This window comes from Holzapfeliella floricola DSM 23037 = JCM 16512 (assembly GCF_001436605.1).
Taxonomy (GTDB): domain Bacteria; phylum Bacillota; class Bacilli; order Lactobacillales; family Lactobacillaceae; genus Holzapfeliella; species Holzapfeliella floricola.
In genome coordinates this window covers 128,753-144,833 of the sequence record NZ_AYZL01000006.1, presented here as the reverse complement: position 1 = coordinate 144,833, position 16,081 = coordinate 128,753, and the positions used below count along the sequence as shown (strand labels likewise).

Annotated in this window: 18 protein-coding genes; 12 read left to right on the top strand and 6 right to left on the bottom strand. The window is 30.9% G+C overall.

All coding sequences use genetic code 11. The features are described 5' to 3' along the window. The first annotated feature begins 1 nt into the window (after position 1). From FC86_RS00900 to FC86_RS00890, 3 genes are all read left to right on the top strand, one after another. Positions 2-745: a response regulator transcription factor gene (locus tag FC86_RS00900; protein ID WP_056974143.1), complete on the top strand. Its 744-nt coding sequence runs from the start codon at positions 2-4 to the stop codon at positions 743-745. Positions 746-794: 49 nt separating this feature from the next. Beyond that, positions 795-2,942 (top strand): peptide cleavage/export ABC transporter, encoded by a 2,148-nt coding sequence (locus FC86_RS00895; RefSeq protein WP_056974142.1) that lies wholly within the window; start codon positions 795-797, stop codon positions 2,940-2,942. A 67-nt stretch (positions 2,943-3,009) separates the two neighbouring features. Further along, positions 3,010-3,936: a DUF5655 domain-containing protein gene (locus FC86_RS00890; RefSeq protein WP_056974141.1), complete on the top strand. Its 927-nt coding sequence runs from the start codon at positions 3,010-3,012 to the stop codon at positions 3,934-3,936. Between the two features lie 19 nt (positions 3,937-3,955). Here FC86_RS00890 and FC86_RS00885 read toward each other — a convergent pair whose 3' ends face one another. After that, complete coding sequence (locus FC86_RS00885) at positions 3,956-4,609, bottom strand: helix-turn-helix transcriptional regulator (protein ID WP_338033307.1); 654 nt, start codon at positions 4,607-4,609, stop codon at positions 3,956-3,958. Between the two features lie 32 nt (positions 4,610-4,641). Next, positions 4,642-5,349, bottom strand: coding sequence for a helix-turn-helix transcriptional regulator (locus FC86_RS00880; protein WP_056974139.1), 708 nt, complete (start codon positions 5,347-5,349; stop codon positions 4,642-4,644). Between the two features lie 130 nt (positions 5,350-5,479). Here FC86_RS00880 and FC86_RS00875 point away from each other — a divergent pair, with 130 nt between their 5' ends. The 5 genes from FC86_RS00875 (at position 5,480) to FC86_RS00855 (ending at position 9,178) form a co-directional block, all read left to right on the top strand. Next, positions 5,480-6,127: a hypothetical protein gene (locus tag FC86_RS00875; protein ID WP_056974138.1), complete on the top strand. Its 648-nt coding sequence runs from the start codon at positions 5,480-5,482 to the stop codon at positions 6,125-6,127. Between the two features lie 18 nt (positions 6,128-6,145). Next, the gene (locus FC86_RS00870; protein ID WP_056974137.1) at positions 6,146-6,751 is read left to right on the top strand and encodes a hypothetical protein; all 606 of its coding nucleotides are present in this window, start codon (positions 6,146-6,148) and stop codon (positions 6,749-6,751) included. 3 nt (positions 6,752-6,754) lie between these two features. Beyond that, complete coding sequence (locus FC86_RS00865; RefSeq protein WP_056974136.1) at positions 6,755-7,348, top strand: hypothetical protein; 594 nt, start codon at positions 6,755-6,757, stop codon at positions 7,346-7,348. A 289-nt stretch (positions 7,349-7,637) separates the two neighbouring features. Further along, positions 7,638-7,853, top strand: coding sequence for a hypothetical protein (locus FC86_RS00860; RefSeq protein WP_056974135.1), 216 nt, complete (start codon positions 7,638-7,640; stop codon positions 7,851-7,853). Positions 7,854-8,086: 233 nt separating this feature from the next. Further along, the gene (locus FC86_RS00855; protein WP_056974134.1) at positions 8,087-9,178 is read left to right on the top strand and encodes an acyltransferase; all 1,092 of its coding nucleotides are present in this window, start codon (positions 8,087-8,089) and stop codon (positions 9,176-9,178) included. 84 nt (positions 9,179-9,262) lie between these two features. On the opposite strand, the gene FC86_RS00850 is transcribed toward FC86_RS00855, so the two are convergent. Then, entirely contained in the window at positions 9,263-9,763 is a 501-nt protein-coding gene (locus tag FC86_RS00850) for a hypothetical protein (RefSeq protein ID WP_236692271.1), read from the bottom strand. Positions 9,764-9,772: 9 nt separating this feature from the next. Beyond that, the gene (locus FC86_RS00845) at positions 9,773-10,213 is read right to left on the bottom strand and encodes a hypothetical protein (RefSeq protein ID WP_056974132.1); all 441 of its coding nucleotides are present in this window, start codon (positions 10,211-10,213) and stop codon (positions 9,773-9,775) included. Between the two features lie 177 nt (positions 10,214-10,390). On the opposite strand from FC86_RS00845, the gene FC86_RS06430 reads away from it, so the two are divergent. Both FC86_RS06430 and FC86_RS00835 read left to right on the top strand, forming a co-directional pair. Further along, a complete protein-coding gene (locus FC86_RS06430; protein WP_082618805.1) occupies positions 10,391-11,005 on the top strand; it encodes a helix-turn-helix transcriptional regulator in 615 nt (204 codons plus the stop codon). A 104-nt stretch (positions 11,006-11,109) separates the two neighbouring features. Continuing rightward, positions 11,110-11,649 (top strand): helix-turn-helix domain-containing protein, encoded by a 540-nt coding sequence (locus FC86_RS00835; protein WP_056974131.1) that lies wholly within the window; start codon positions 11,110-11,112, stop codon positions 11,647-11,649. Positions 11,650-11,698: 49 nt separating this feature from the next. Here the strand turns inward: FC86_RS00835 and FC86_RS00830 are convergent, their stop codons facing one another. Beyond that, entirely contained in the window at positions 11,699-12,241 is a 543-nt protein-coding gene (locus FC86_RS00830; RefSeq protein ID WP_056974130.1) for a hypothetical protein, read from the bottom strand. A gap of 130 nt (positions 12,242-12,371) precedes the next feature. Here FC86_RS00830 and FC86_RS00825 point away from each other — a divergent pair, with 130 nt between their 5' ends. After that, positions 12,372-13,190, top strand: coding sequence for a DUF975 family protein (locus FC86_RS00825; protein WP_056974129.1), 819 nt, complete (start codon positions 12,372-12,374; stop codon positions 13,188-13,190). A gap of 42 nt (positions 13,191-13,232) precedes the next feature. Here FC86_RS00825 and FC86_RS00820 read toward each other — a convergent pair whose 3' ends face one another. Beyond that, complete coding sequence (locus FC86_RS00820) at positions 13,233-14,669, bottom strand: Sau3AI family type II restriction endonuclease (protein ID WP_056974128.1); 1,437 nt, start codon at positions 14,667-14,669, stop codon at positions 13,233-13,235. A 106-nt stretch (positions 14,670-14,775) separates the two neighbouring features. On the opposite strand from FC86_RS00820, the gene dcm reads away from it, so the two are divergent. Continuing rightward, complete coding sequence (gene dcm / locus FC86_RS00815) at positions 14,776-16,053, top strand: DNA (cytosine-5-)-methyltransferase (protein WP_236692270.1); 1,278 nt, start codon at positions 14,776-14,778, stop codon at positions 16,051-16,053. The last annotated feature ends 28 nt before the right edge of the window (positions 16,054-16,081 follow it).

Below are 16,081 nucleotides of genomic sequence, written 5' to 3'. Positions count from 1 at the left end.
TATGTCTTATCCAATTATAATCTGTGAGGATAATCCTGTTCAGTTAAAACAAGTTGAAAAGACGATAACGAATTATCTATTATTTCATGAAGGAAATTTTGAGATTAAATTGGCGACACAAAGTCCCGATGACGTTATGCACTATTTATCACAAAACGAAGTTTCAAATGGTATTTTTTTGCTAGATATCGACTTAAATCACGCAGTTAATGGGATTGAATTAGCTGTTCAAATTAGACAGTCATGTGTGGATGCAAAAATTATTTTTATCACAACTCATGACGAGCTAATGCCTTTAACTTTACAAAGAAAAGTTGAGCCTTTAGGATTTATAGCCAAGGATCAAGCATTAGATGTCTTTAGAGATGAAATTCTAGAGCTTTTAATTCTAGCAAAAGCAAGAAATGATAAATACAATACTGATAAAAATAAAAGTTTTAATTTTTCTATTTCTAATCAGACTTTTTCAATTAATAAAGATGAAATTTTATCAATTGAAACCTCAACTATTCCGCATAAAATCGTTTTGTATACGATTGACGAGCAACATGAGTTTTATGATAAATTATCTGAAGTATCTGCTAAACATCCTGAACTGTTCAAAATTAGTCGATCATGTTTAATTAACTTAGATAATATTGAAACGGTTAATCATCATGATAGAGAAATCACTTTTACAAATGGGATGACACGATATTATTCAATTGGAAAAAGTAAAAAATTGAAAAATGCAATGAAACGATAGGTGTCTAACTAACGCCTATTTTTTATGGTCTTAGAGGACGAAGAAAAACATGAAAGAAAACCAGTCATTTATCAGACAACATGAACAAAAAGATTGTGGAGTTGCCTGTTTAGCAATGATTCTAAAAACATACCAAACAGACGTCTCATTTTCTGAACTAAGAGAATTATCTGGCACAAATTTAGAGGGAACAACAGCTCTAGGATTGAAAAAGACTCTAGAAGCTTTTAATTTTAAATGTGATGCTTTTAAAGCTGATGAATCAGTATGGCAAAATAATGAATTAAAATTCCCTTTGATTGCACACCTAGTTGTTGATAATCAATATACACATTATGTTGTTATTTATGGTATCAAGAAAAATAAACTGATAATAGGTGATCCTGCTCAAGGAAAAGTAGAGAAAACAATTGAGGAATTCAATCAAGAATGGACAGGGACTTTACTTTTTGCTACTCCCAATGAAGACTATCAACCTGTACAACGAAAAAAATATCGCCTATCTTCATTTATGCCTTTAGTTATGCAGCAAAAGAAACTACTCTCTTTAATCGTTATCCTATCTATTTGTATAACGATGCTCGGAATTGCTTCTTCTTATTACTTTCAAAGTATTATTGATTTTCTAGTTCCTCGACAAGAAATTAATTTACTTAATATTATTTCGATAGGTATGATTACAATTTATGTAGTGAGGACAGTATTTGAATATTTGCGTAACCTTTTGATGACTAAACTAGGTCAAAAAATGAGTTTAACTATCATTTTGGACTATTTAAAGCACGTTCTACGACTCCCTATGAGCTTCTTTAATACAAGAAAATCTGGAGATATCATTTCTAGGTTTTTAGATGCTAATAAAATTATCGATGCACTAGCCAACATTAGTTTATCAATGATTTTAGACTTGGGAATGGTGATTATCATTGGGATAACACTACTGGCTCAAAATAGTACTCTGTTTTTGATTGCTTTAGGAACACTGCCTTTTTATATGGTTGCCATATTAGCCTTTGTTAAAAAATCAGATAGAGCAAATCAAGAAGAGATGTCTGCTAGTTCGGAACTTAATTCTAATATTATTGAAGCGTTTAATGGCGTTGAGACTATTAAAGCTTATAACGGGGAACAGGTAGTAGATGATAAAGTTACAGAATTGTTTGAAAAAGCTTTGAACAAATCATACGACAACAATAAATTAAATAATCTACAGCAAACTTCCAAACAATTAATACAGTTGATCAGTAGTGTGCTAATTTTATGGATTGGTTCCTATTATGTGATGAATACTACCATTAGCTTAGGACAGCTAATTACATTTAATGCTTTATTAGTCTTCTTTACAGAACCTTTGCAGAATATCATAAACTTACAAGCAAAATTGCAAACAGCAAAAGTCGCTACAGAAAGATTATCTGAAGTTTTATCAATTGAACGTGAACAAAGTCATAATGAAACAAAAGTAGAAGCTGATGCATTTAATGAAGATATCGCAATTAACAACGTTTCATTCTCTTATAAAATGGGAACTCAAACTTTGGATAATATTAATTTTAAGATTGCGGCTAAAAGTAAAGTTGCTTTGCTTGGACTTAGTGGATCTGGGAAATCTACTTTAGCAAAAATTTTAGTTAACTTTTTTGAACCCTCAACTGGTAATGTGAGTTATGGCCATTATAAAAGTTCAGATATCAATAATTCCCAGTTAAGAAACCATGTTACTTATATTCCTCAAGAATCTTTCTTTTTTAGAGGAACAATACTAGAAAACTTAACCTTTGGTTTAGATGTAATACCGACTTTAGAAGAAATTAAAGAAGTTTGTGACAGAGTTAAACTAAGTGACTTTATTCAACAACAAGAATTGCAACTAGGAACGATGCTAGAAGAAGGGGCTTCTAACTTATCTGGCGGACAAAAGCAAAGGTTGGCCATAGCTAGAGCTTTACTCAAAAAATCTAATGTTTTTATACTAGATGAGGCAACAAGTGGTTTAGATGCTTTAATAGAAAAAGAAATTACCGACTACTTGCTATCATTAAATCAAAAAACAGTTATTTTTATTTCACATCACTTACCTGTAGCTAAAAAATGTGATCAAATTTTAGTTTTAGATAAAGGAAAATTAGTTGAACAGGGTAGTCACAGTGAGTTAATTAAGCAGGAACAGCTGTATCATCAATTATGTAACATATAAAAAAAGGTGACATCTATGATTGATTAAAGTTAAGATAGTTGTAGAACACAGACTTAGAGGAGTAAATATGTCACTTTATCAATTTCAAAATAATCAACTAACGCGCCTGAAAGCCATTCCATTTAAAGTTGAAAAAGAAATTCAACGTTTAGTCGAGGAAAATACTGAAGTTTTGCTGGGATTAACTTTTTTGGCGACTGAGTTTCACGTGGAACATTATCGCTTAGATACAGTTACTTTTGATGAAACAACTAATAGTTTTGTGATTATTGAGTATAAAAACGATACCAAATATAGTGTGATTGACCAGGGATATGCTTATTTGAATACATTACTCAACCATAAAGCAGATTTTGTTTTGCTATATAACGAGGTTCATGGCACGCATAGACGCGTGGATGAATTCAATTTTGAACAAACTAAAATTAACTTTATTACCAAAGGGTATACGAATTATCAGTTAGATGCAGTGAATAATCCGGAGTTACCAATTGATTTATATCAAATCAAGCAATTTGAGAATGGTCAAATTCAACTCGATTATACTGAAAAAACAAAGCCAGCAAAGGTGGCTAAAAGTCAAACAATGTTAACTAAAGAGCCAGTTAACTTTACACAGATTAGTGAATTGAAAAACTATACTGAAGCCGATATGTTGAGGAAAGGTTCAGATGAAACAAACGACTTGTATCAGGAATTGAAAACTGAAATTTTGGATTTGAATCCCAATATTTCAATCAAAGCTCATAAAACTTATCTGGCTTTTTTGATTAATGATAAGGATTTTTGTGATATCACCATTCAAAAGAAGCAATTAAAGTTATTCTTGAATATGAAATTTGGTCAATTAAATGACAAACTCGATTATGCCCGAGATATGCGAAATATTGGTAAATATGGGAATGGGGATTATGAAGTGACATTCAATAATCATACTGATTTACCTTATATTATCGATTTAATAAAACAATCTATGGTAAAAAATGATCAGTAAAAAACCTTTAGACTTTAGTCTAAAGGTTTTTATTTTTTTGAAACTTGATAAATTTATGTATTTCAGAGAACGATGCCCAGGGTTTGCCAGTTTTTATTAAAGAAAAAGATTGGTAACTAATAACAATAGCTTGAGCTAGCATGTAGGAAATAATAATCCAAGCCATGAATGCTGCGGCAAATTCTATATTTGATAAAGTTGAAGAGAATAAATACACACCAAATGAAGAATTACCTAATATAAGATTAATTGTGAATAAATAAAGTACTGCCTTTTTGTGCAAAGACTTTTGAAAATTATCTGGGCTGAAGCGGTTGAGCTGGATATTTAGATAGATTGAGGTCAATATAAGTATGCAAGAATTAATTGTATTATTGTAAATTTTAAGCAACGTTAAATAGCCTAAAAATATAAAAATAATTTCAATATATAATGCCCAGTTAACTTTCTTTTTGAATTTAGACTGCAATTCGTTTGAATTTAAAAAGATTTTTTGTTTCTTGTTCATTAATTGATTTTCTGGGATATTAAATATGCTTTCAATAGCTTTAACTAAGTAATAATCAGGAATTCCACGATTATTTTCCCAAGCAGAAATCGTTTTACGAGAAACATTGAGTTTTTTGGCAAGTTGATCTTGAGTTAGATTGTGATAGTTTCTGATATATTTGATTTTCTCACTAAATTCGATAACTGTAAGCTCCTTTAATTTTGATTTGAAATATGTTTTTCTTTATACAAAATGATTATGACTTTATAAATAACAAAAATAGCATAACTGATTATTAGACTAACAATTATTAGACTTGCTAATATTCCTAAATTGTAGCTGATACTTAAATGTGAACTAGCATATATAAGTTTATTAGAAAATATTCCGCCTAAAAAAGTATTGCTAATCAGTATTACTCCAAACAAACCTAGAGGAGAAGCATATTCAGAAAAATAGTTAGCAAATTTTTTATAATAACCTCTTATTAATTTATTTAAGTAGAAAGTATTTAAAAGTAAAAACGGCGTATTGTAAAAAGTATTTACTAATTTCATTAGGGTTAAGTATCCAATAATTAATGATATGGTTTCTATGACAGAAATGATTTTAATTTTTAAAAGCTGTTTTCGTTTTAATTCAAACATATCAAAATTGATTTCTTTTTTCGGATTGAGAAGAGAGTCAGAATCAATATTAAATAATTGTTCAATAGCTTTAACTAGATAATAATCAGGAATTCCACGATTATTTTCCCAAGCAGAAATCGTTTTACGAGAAACATTGAGTTTGTTGGCGAGCTGATCTTGAGTTAGATTGTGATAGCTTCTGATATATTTAATTTTCTCACTAAATTCGATAACCGTAATCTCCTTTAATATGAGTTTATGAATTATTTTAATTATATCGAAAAAGTTGTCCATAGAATAGGTAAATGTAACCCAAAATAGCTAAGTAAATCATTAATAATTTGTTATAGTCAGGTCAGATAGCAGGATATTTCAAAAGAGGAACATCTTTTTGAAATGGAATAATTAACTAGGAGAATTATTAATGAAGCGAGGAACAATTAAATTATGCAGTGCGGTATTATCTGCAATATGTTTATTAGGCGTGGGACAAACAGCAAGTGCTGCAACAAAGCAAGTTATTAAGGAGGATGATTATAATAAAGGTGTAACTGCAACGGTTAATTATGTAAAAGGGTATGGAATTTCTACTTGGAAAAATGTTGATGAAACACCTACAAGACACTATTTACCAACAGGAACGCAATGGATTGTTAACCACGTGTCAATGCTAACAGATAATTCATTTTGGTACTTAGTTGGAAATAATGAATGGGCTAGTGCTAAATATTACGATTTAAATCATGAATATAATAATCAAAAAATGAACGCAGTTATTACCATTAAAAATACAAATACTTTTAGAAAAGGTGTTCCTATTTTTTCTGACACTACAAGTTATAATCAAACAGGATTTGTAAAGTTTAATAATGATTATCAAGTTTTCAGTAGACAACTTGTTAATGGTAAAAATTGGTATAATGTTGGCCAAAATCAATGGATTGAAGGTCAATATGCTGATATTAAGAGTGAAGTTTCACGAGAAGATAAGGTATATCCAGATAATTTACCAGATGTTAATCAAAAGAACTATAATTTTTATCAAAATAAAATCAAAAATCGACAACTATAACTAGTGGAGGATAACGATATGAAAAAGAAAACAATTGCTACAGGGTTAGCATTATTAACTGCTATGATTGGACTTTCAACAAGTCAATCCCAATCAGCAGAAGCAGCTGCACCTGATAAAACAGCAACCGTCAATTATGTCAAAGGATATGGCATTGCGACATGGCGTGATGTTCAAACAGCTTCCAGTGTAACAGGTCATTATTTACCAACAGAATCTCAATGGTTAGTGAATACAACTGTTACAGGAGCAGACGGTCAACCTTGGTACCTAGTAGGAAATAATGAATGGGCAAGTTCTAAATATTATGATTTGGGTAATGAAAACTCAGTACAAGATTTAGATGCTATTGTTAAAATGGAGAAAAATGATTATTATGATACTCAATTTATATACTCTAGTCCATTAATCCCTGAAATATCGACTGTTACTTCGCCATTTGGAACTGAATATAAAACATTTAGTAAAAGAGTTGTTGGCGGAAATGCGTGGTATGAAATCGGTAAAAATCAATGGGTTAAAGATATATGTGCTACGATAAAAAGTGAAAAATCTAGGGGGAATAAAACATTTTTTGAGCCTACAGATTACAGGAAAGGTCCAAATCCTTATCAGGGGGAGTAAAATATGAAAAAGAAAACAATTATCTCAGGGTTAGCATTATTAACTGCTATGATTGGACTTTCAACAAGTCAATCCCAATCAGCAAAAGCAGCTGCACCCGATAAAACCGCAACCGTCAATTATGTCAAAGGATATGGCATTGTGACATGGCGGGATGTTCAAACAGCTTCCAGTGTAACAGGTCACTATTTACCAACAGAATCTCAATGGTTAGTGAACACAACTGTTACAGGAGCAGATGGCCAACCTTGGTACTTAGTTGGAAATAATGAGTGGGCAAGTTCTAAATATTATGATTTAGGTGGTGAAAATTCAGTACAAGACTTAGATGCAGTTATTAAAATTGAAGCTGATGTTGATTCAAGAGGAACTGAGACACTTTTAAGTGCGGTGGGCTTTAGAGGTAATAAAGCTACTGGTCGGGTTTATCCAAATATGGAATACAAAGTACAATCCCGAAGACTAGTAAGAGGCGAGGCTTGGTATGAATTGGGAAAAGATCAATGGCTTCGAGCAAGCATGGCTACTATCAAAACAGAAAAATCTAGAGGCAATAAACTAATATCTGAACCAAGCTTTATTACAAATAATCAATAATCTAAACTTAATAGAGGACGTGTAACCCGAAATAGCTAAGAAAACCAACGATTATTTGATATAGTCAGATATTAGCAGTTCCATAACAACTGGTAGTCGTTAGGAATTGCGATACTTTTATCAAAACGCTAAGTACATTGTTGATAATTAGGAGGTTGTTATTTAAGTTCTATTATGGAAGATTGACGAGATATTAGTAAGAAACAAGCTTATATCATAGGGATATCAGCAAGTAGTGGGTTAATATTAAGTCAATTGAATCTCATAATCTATTGGAGGTAATGAGTAAATGACAAACACTCATCGAAAACTAGTTTTTATTTATACGGGACTATTTCTAATTATGATAGCCATGATTTTAGCTTTAGTATCTTATTTGAGTATTTTGCCAGGTAATGATTATGTATGGCAAATACCAAGAGTTTTGCTTTTGATTTTCATTTTATCAAATGTCATAAAATTAGGACTGTGGCTATTTAAAAGCGGTTTAAAAATAAAAGAATAACGCAATCGATAGCCTTAAAAAATGATACTAGTTATCATTTTTTAGGGTTATTTTTTATTTGCAATAAATCGCTTAATAATGTATTTTAAAAATGTACTTTCTAAGTACACACATATACGTTTACTTCTGAGTAAAAACATACAAAAAGGCTTGTTTGACGACTGTCAAGCAGGCCTTTTTTGTGTAGAATAAAAGAAGAGAGTTAAACACTATTTAATAGGGAGAATCAATAAGTGATTATAAAGAGGGTATATTATTTAGATATTTTAAGAATTATGGCAATTATAGCGGTGATTATGATTCATGTATCGTCTCAAAGTCTGTATTATACGGCAGATGTGAGATCATTTACTTGGCAGAGTTTGAACTTCTGGGATGCGATGATGCGATGGTGCGTGCCAATATTTGTCATGATTTCTGGGGCATTGTTTTTAAACCCCAAAAGAAAACTAAATCTAAAGAAATTGTTTCAAAAAAATATTGCTAAGATTGCTTATCTGACAATTTTTTGGCATATTGCATATGGTATTTTCAATTATTTTGAAGTAGGAAGTTTAAGAGAAGCAATCGTCACAATGATTGAAGGTTATTCGCACTTATGGTTTTTGCATATGCTGCTAGGACTTTATGTACTCATTCCACTGCTACGCAAAATTACTGAAGATATAAAATTAACACGTTATTTTTGGGCTTTAGCACTTATTTTCACGTTTTTATTGCCAACATTATCAGAATGTTATGAAAATTTGGCGATTTATCAAACTATGCCACACGCCATTAAAGTTATTTTTGATAGTATAGCGATTTCTTTTTCAAGGATTTACTTTAATTTCACATTAGGTTTTTCAGCTTATTTTGTGGCGGGCCATTATTTTGATGAAGTCAGCATACCAAAGAAGTGGCGTCATATTTTGTACATTTTAGGGCTAATTAGTGCAATTATTACTTTTGCGGCGACAGGAATATTATCACATCACTATCAAGTTATTATGATTCCACTCTATAGTTATACAAGTTTTAACGTTATGTTAACCACTTTTGCACTGTTTATTTTTATCAAACAATTAAGTAACAAGATAGATTGGCAATCTAATTATAATCAGAAATGGTCACCTTATATGGTTCAGTTATCTCAAATTGTAATGGGGATTTATTTAGTTCACTTTTTCATTGTGACGATTTTAATAAAAAAATGTCAGGCATTTGAGTGGTTCAATAATACATTGATTGCTGTACCAGTTATTTCAATAATTGTTTTTCTTCTATCAATATGTCTGACATTGATTGCACGTCGTATACCATTACTAAAGAAGTTTATGATGTAAAATCGAAAACTTTTAATTTAGTTAAAAATAATTTTGAGTATTTTTTAGGAAAAAATATTATGATTATTCTTCCGTGATTTTGGCTTAAATCAAATAATAAGTTGTCTCAAATAAAATTTTCTTAGTTTTACCTTCAGTTATTTTTAGTTTTATGGGAGCTGAAGAATCTAAAATCTTATAAGATGAAGATCTGGTGCTATAATCAATATCGTTGATTTTTGATTGGGTATTATTAACGCCATCACTAATCAATTCTTGTTTATTTTGAGAAATACTGATATCTGTGTAATTATCATTAGGAACACCAATCGTTGTATGATTGTAATCGTATGGTGTATCAAATATAAGCGTGAATTGGTTATATTGAGAAACAATTTGATAACCAGTTATTTTCGTTGGCTGATTTAGAAGGTAAACTGTATCTTCACGTCGATTAAAAGTGCCGGCGTTATTTTGGTAGATAATATGCTGATCAAGTTGTGCTTTAGAGTGTTGTGAGCTGTTGTTGGGTTGATTTGAGCAGCCAGTTAAAACCAGTATAAAAATTAGTCCAAATAATTTTTTGTTCATAGTGATTCCTTTCATAATTTTGATTTAGTTGAGGTAGTAAGTTCTTTCAAATAAAATCTGATTTGTCTTGTAGTCAGATAATTGAAAGTAAACGGGGATCGTTAAATCAAAAAGTTGAAAATATTTGATGGAGTTATTTTCATTGATAACCTCTTCGTATACTAAAGTGTGATCACCTTGTTTAGCAGAGACTTTAAAAAAAGTATTAGTGTTGTTTTTTGTCATCTTGATAGGTAATTCAAATTGATTGGGATTATCGTTATTACTAGTAACTGCTAGATTTTGAATGATGGTAGAACTCGAACTTTTCGGCAAAGTCAATTCGTCAGTTTTTGAATTTGTGTCAATAGGCAGTGAATTTTGCGATGATTCCTGTGATGGTAATTCATAATGTTTAACTGAGCATCCTGTAAACATTATTAAAGTTAATATCGTCAACAATGTACAACTGTACTTTTTAAGCATAAAAGTGTAACCTCTTTTCATAGTTATTAATAAATTCAAATTACTAAAGATAGTCGAAGATGAACATCCCCAAATTGTTGATTTTTGATTATCTTTATTTTGTAGAGAAGTTCTTTGTAACTGATTTCAAATTCTGGGTGAGATTTAGTATACTGAAACTACAATTGGAGGCGTGAGATGTATTTTAGTCATAATTTAAAAAGATTACGAAAACAAAAATCATTAACTCAAGAGCAATTATCACAGAAATTAAATGTTTCTAGTAAAGTCATTTCATCTTGGGAGAATAGTCGAACTGAGCCTGATATGTTATCGCTTCAAAAGATTAGTGCTTTTTTTGAAACGACAATTGACGACTTGATTCATCATAATGGTGTAAGTGAAGACCATTCAACAGTTCCGATGGGCAACCGACATCGTTTATTTAGCAAACTTTTTATTATTATGCAATTGATTTTAGTTCTACTAATGTATGGCGATACTTTCCAGGTAGTTAATTTTCCAGGTGCTTTTGTATTGGTCATTGTTAGTATTTTGGTTTATGGTATCTTCTTTCGCAAAACAAAAATGCAAAATAGGGGATTTATACTAATGAGTTGCCTGCCATTTAGCTTAATGCTTATTAATTTAATTGTTTTATTTCAGCCACTCATTGCAGGTCATATCACTGGAATTACGATTGGTACTATACCAATTATGTTAAACATTAAAGTCTATTATGTTTTGGCAGCATTGATTATAAGTATGAGTGAGTTTTCGATTATCTTGGCGTTCTTAAATAGAAAAAGCTAGTCCAGATTAGGACTAGCTTTTTGATTAATAAACCAATGTAACATGACAATTGCTTGTGATGTGACAACATTTTGGTGTAAGTTAAAATAAGAGAGCGAGGAAAAATGATGACATTAGGACAAAAGTTACAAGAGCTAAGGCAAGAAAGTAGAGCGACACAATCACAGGTAGCAAAAGAACTATATGTAACTAGGCAAACTATTTCTAGATGGGAACAGGATCAGGCTTTGCCCAGCATTGAGACACTAAATCAGATTGCCCATCTTTATCAAACACCACTAAATACTTTGGTTTCAGATAAGAATTATAATGAACAAAAAAATAACAAGAGAATAAATATTTTAGCCTTGTTTGGTGTCATTTTGTTTAACTTGATAGTTGGTCTTGCTGTGTTTATTGTGGTTATTAGTATTGTGTTTTCACTTTGGGTAACCCTTATTGCTTTTATTTTATCACCATTCATATTATATATATCAACATTGTCAGGGCTGCAGTCTTTTGCATTATGGCAATTAATAAGTAGTGTGTTACTTTGTATATTTGGAGCAGTATTGATTCCATTTTTATATAAGGGAACTGTTAAAGTAGTTAATATTATTAACCATTATTTAGGATTAAACAAAAAATTAATTTTTAGTCATTAATAACAAAGAATTTTTCTTAGTAATGAAAAATAGCCTGAAAAGGCTATTTTTAAGTTTCACTATTATTAGGATTTTTAAGTCGTTGTTGGCCTATAATTTTACCTCCTTTAGTGGCACTCAAAGTAAAATCAGAATTATCGTCTTTAACTGGATAACATATATAATAATAATGATTTGGATCAGTTTTATCCATATTTTTTGCAGGTGAAGACATTCCACTAAAGTTTAATTGAACTGTTACAGGTGATGGGGCATTATCTTGGTAAACACTGAAAAAATTAGTGAAGACGCTATTACCATCGATATCATTGTTAGGGATTTTGCTATCTGATTCAAACTTGATAACAAGTTGTGAATACTGAGCAGTATCATGTAAATAATCAGAGTACTCACCTTTTTTAACGACCTTGTACCCTACTATTTTAAGTCTAAGTGAGTCAGTTTCGAGTAATCCATTTTCGAAAGATCCTGTCTTAGAATTAGCTAGTTCATTATCAAGGTTAATATTTGTTGTAGCAGGACTTTTATCGTTAGTACATCCTGTCATAACTAAAGTTAATAATAATAACCCCATTAATATTATTTTTTTCATTTTAAATCCTCCAAAATTTTATTATTTGCATTATAACATAGAGCTTACTTAACTGCTGATTGTCCCTATTAATTAGCAGTTATATCGGTTATAGTGGAAGATACAAGACTAATATTGGAGGATATGATTGATGGTAAATCGAAAACAACTTAAAGAAAGAGCAAGAGACTTGATTAGTCAAGATAGGGGTTATTACTTTAAATTAACATTATTGCCAGCATTACTACAGTTTATGGTAATTGTAGCTGTTGTACTGTTACTGTCAGCTGATATCTCAAGTTTGTTTTCTGATATGAATCCACTAAAGGCGATGCAATTAGCTTATTCATTACTAGCAACTTTACTTAGTATTTCAGTATTTTTTTCATTAATTAAAATCTGGTTTGACTTTAGTATGAAAATGATGATGTTGCGATCTTATCGAAAAGATAAAAAACCAAAAAAAGTATCCAAAGCCATTACTTATGTGTTCACAGATAGTAAGTGGCTGTACGTGATTGGGTTATTGATTGTAACCGGAATTTATACGAATATTGTGAATTGGATTACAGAACTCTTTGTTGATTTAGTTGCAACGATTATGAGTTTTGGTAGAATTGCTGCTAATAATCAGACGCTATCCGTAATTTTGGTTGTCGTTTATATTCTGATTGCAGTTATATTGAATATTATTAGCGTTTTATTTTTAAATGTGAATGAACAAATTGCTTATGCTTATCTAGATAGTTATGACATAGGAGAAGGTGTTTTCTACACTTTCAAAAAGGCGTTCGTTTTAATGACAAAAAAAGAAAATATGCTACAATTCTTCTATTTACAGTTAAGCTTTTTAGGGTGGTATATTCTAAATACGCTAACTTTAGGAATACTAGGAATTTGCTGGTTTAACGCCTACGCTGAAATGACTTATGCTGGATTTTATGATGAAATAACTAAAAAAGAAGATTAAAAAAAGACTTAACCATTAAGGTTAAGTCTTTTTAAGTTGTTCTTAAAGTAAGTCACTAATGATCTGCTTGATATATGATTTATTAAACCAAAAAGACTGTGTTGTCATATAATTGCCAGTATATTTTTGATTATCTTCAGGTGTTTTAATCCATTTTGCAAGTGTTGGTAGTTTATTAGCATATTCATTATTTTGATAACTTGAAAGACCAGAATGTGGCCTAACATGAATAATTGATTTATCAGTAGCTTTAATCAAGTTATTATGAACACGTTGACCTCTAAGTTCTAATTGAACACCTTCTTGTAATTTGCACTTAGTATCAAGCCAGGCTTTTTTAATAGTTGTATCCAAATCGTATTGGGGAACATTATAAAATTCAATACCTTTTAGTATGATTGTACTTTTGTCGATTTTTTTGAAAACTACAAATAAAAATTTGCTTTCGATAAGGTAATTGTGTAAATCAGCTTCAGGATTTCCATTCTTATCAGTCCAATTTTGAGTTACTAATTCTTGAAAGTTAAACTCTGGAAACGACATATGTTCAGTAGGATTATTTTTTTCATCAACTAGAATAGTTTTTGGTACAATTGAGGCTTTTTCAAATTCAGCAATCTTATCAAGTTTGCTATTCTTATTAAGACCTAAAATAGCTCGAACAATCATATTACGAATACTTTTACTTGTTGAGTTAATTTCAAAGATTTCTTGCAGTTCTTTTTGACTTTTGCCAACATAAGGTGCAAATTTGTCTTTGATTAACTCTTCAAGTGATTTATTTTTAACTTCACTAGCATTTTTGATAATACTTTCGTTGCTATTATCATTGAAGACGTATTGTCTTAACAAGTTAGTCATAAATCCTGACTTAAAAGAAAAAGCACGCTGTTTTGCTTTAATATCTGAAAAAGGTTGGCTACGGACTGATTTTCGATTAGCACCTTTAGTACATGCAGATAAGTAGTCTGTTAAACTTTCACTCAATTCATGAGCTTTACCAGCTTTTACATATTCTTGAATGATGTGCCAATCTTTTTTGATAATTTCAAAATCAGCGGGATATTGTTGCATTTGATAGCTGAAAACTTCTTGAAAGAACCATTCTGACTTAGAAACTTCTGGATTAGCCTCATAAAAAGCTAGCTCTAAGTTTTTGTTTTTTTGAATTAAATGACTACTATCAAATGATTCATTAACGAGGTTTTCGTAATTAATAATGTTCAAAACTAGTCTTTCTTTAGCACTTATTTTGCCGCTTTTTAGTCGTTTAAAAGGAGTCGCTTTTAATTCAACAAGTCCTAGGTCAGGTGAACTATCCGAATCTTTTGGCTTTCCAAACCACTCTTCAAATAAATCTCCCATTAAATTTTTGTTTCCATTGACGCTGTAGTTGAAACGTTCAATTAAGTCTTTTTGCTTAATATTACGAATACCTTTAGCTTTTTCATGCACTTCTTCAATACTTAAATATGTCATATTGATTTTTCTCCCCTCAGATTTGATCTTTTGTTATAAACAAAGTATAATAAAAGACATCGAAAACTTTTAAATAACAATAACTAGATAGAAGGAAACTGATACGATGCCAAGAAAATTGAAAGTACTAGAACTATTTGCCGGTGTTGGTGGATTTAGAGTAGGACTTGAACATGCAAATAAAGAGCTCTTTGAAACAAAATGGGCTAACCAATTCGAACCTTCTCGTAAAAGCCAAGATGCCTTTGAAGTTTATGATTATCATTATCCAGAATCTCACAATATTTGTACAGATATAAACGAAATTTCAGATGATGAGTTTAAGCAGATGGATGCAGATATTATTGTAGGTGGTTTTCCTTGCCAAGATTACTCAGTTGCCCGTTCAGTTAAAAATGAGATGGGAATCCAAGGGAAAAAAGGGGTACTATTTTGGCAGATTATCCGTGCAATTGAGAATATTAAGCCAAAATATTTAATCTTAGAAAACGTTGATCGTTTGTTAAAAGCACCTACTAAACAGCGTGGTCGAGATTTTGCTGTAATGTTGTCCGCTTTAAATCATTTGAATTACTCAGTTGAATGGCGTGTTGTTAATGCTGCTGATTATGGTGGTGCCCAACGCAGAAGACGGGTGTATTTTTTCGTTTTTAGAAATGACTTACCTTATGCTAAACAGTTGGATAAGCAATATGAAATTAACGACGATAAAACCCGATATGATTCGTATATTTTCAATGAGGGTTTATTTGCTAAGCAATTTAAAATTAAACAAGAAGCCTACAAAAAAAGACATGCAGCCTACACATTATCAGATGATATTGTTGAGGTATCAGATAATTTTTCTGGTAAAGTTTTCAATACAGGTGTAATGCGACATGGTGAATATTTTACAATTGACACACAAGCACTGGGAAATGAACAACCAACAGCTTTGAAGGATATTCTACAACCAGAACAAGATGTGGATGAAAAGTATTTCGTTGACGATGCAACAAGAATTGAAAAATTTGCTTATCTTCGTGGTCCTAAAAAAATTAACAGAACTAGTCAAGAAGGATATGAATATACTTATTCTGAAGGTGGCATGTCACCTTATGAAGATATTAATCTTCCTGGTCGAACAATGCTGACCTCTGAAGGAACAACTAATCGATCAACTCACTGGTTGAAAATTAATAATCGCTATCGCTTTTTGACACCAATTGAAACGGAACGTTTACAGAGTTTTCCTGATAATTGGACGAAATATAAAAAAGTTGATGGTGAAATAAAAGAAGTATCAAACCGTATGCGAATGTTCTTTATGGGAAATGCTTTAGTGACTGATATTGTTAAACGAATTGGGAATTATATTGACTATATCGAAAATAATTATAAATAAAAAGCTTGCTGAGCCTTCAGCAAGCTTT

Coding starts and splice junctions, on each gene's coding strand:
- FC86_RS00900 (WP_056974143.1), top strand. CDS start 2: ATGTCTTATCCAATTATAATCTGTGAGGATAATCCTGTTCAGTTAAAA.
- FC86_RS00895 (WP_056974142.1), top strand. CDS start 795: ATGAAAGAAAACCAGTCATTTATCAGACAACATGAACAAAAAGATTGT.
- FC86_RS00890 (WP_056974141.1), top strand. CDS start 3,010: ATGTCACTTTATCAATTTCAAAATAATCAACTAACGCGCCTGAAAGCC.
- FC86_RS00880 (WP_056974139.1), bottom strand. CDS start 5,349: ATGGACAACTTTTTCGATATAATTAAAATAATTCATAAACTCATATTA.
- FC86_RS00875 (WP_056974138.1), top strand. CDS start 5,480: ATGAAGCGAGGAACAATTAAATTATGCAGTGCGGTATTATCTGCAATA.
- FC86_RS00870 (WP_056974137.1), top strand. CDS start 6,146: ATGAAAAAGAAAACAATTGCTACAGGGTTAGCATTATTAACTGCTATG.
- FC86_RS00865 (WP_056974136.1), top strand. CDS start 6,755: ATGAAAAAGAAAACAATTATCTCAGGGTTAGCATTATTAACTGCTATG.
- FC86_RS00860 (WP_056974135.1), top strand. CDS start 7,638: ATGACAAACACTCATCGAAAACTAGTTTTTATTTATACGGGACTATTT.
- FC86_RS00850 (WP_236692271.1), bottom strand. CDS start 9,763: ATGAAAGGAATCACTATGAACAAAAAATTATTTGGACTAATTTTTATA.
- FC86_RS00845 (WP_056974132.1), bottom strand. CDS start 10,213: ATGCTTAAAAAGTACAGTTGTACATTGTTGACGATATTAACTTTAATA.
- FC86_RS06430 (WP_082618805.1), top strand. CDS start 10,391: ATGTATTTTAGTCATAATTTAAAAAGATTACGAAAACAAAAATCATTA.
- FC86_RS00835 (WP_056974131.1), top strand. CDS start 11,110: ATGATGACATTAGGACAAAAGTTACAAGAGCTAAGGCAAGAAAGTAGA.
- FC86_RS00830 (WP_056974130.1), bottom strand. CDS start 12,241: ATGAAAAAAATAATATTAATGGGGTTATTATTATTAACTTTAGTTATG.
- FC86_RS00825 (WP_056974129.1), top strand. CDS start 12,372: ATGGTAAATCGAAAACAACTTAAAGAAAGAGCAAGAGACTTGATTAGT.
- FC86_RS00820 (WP_056974128.1), bottom strand. CDS start 14,669: ATGACATATTTAAGTATTGAAGAAGTGCATGAAAAAGCTAAAGGTATT.
- dcm (WP_236692270.1), top strand. CDS start 14,776: ATGCCAAGAAAATTGAAAGTACTAGAACTATTTGCCGGTGTTGGTGGA.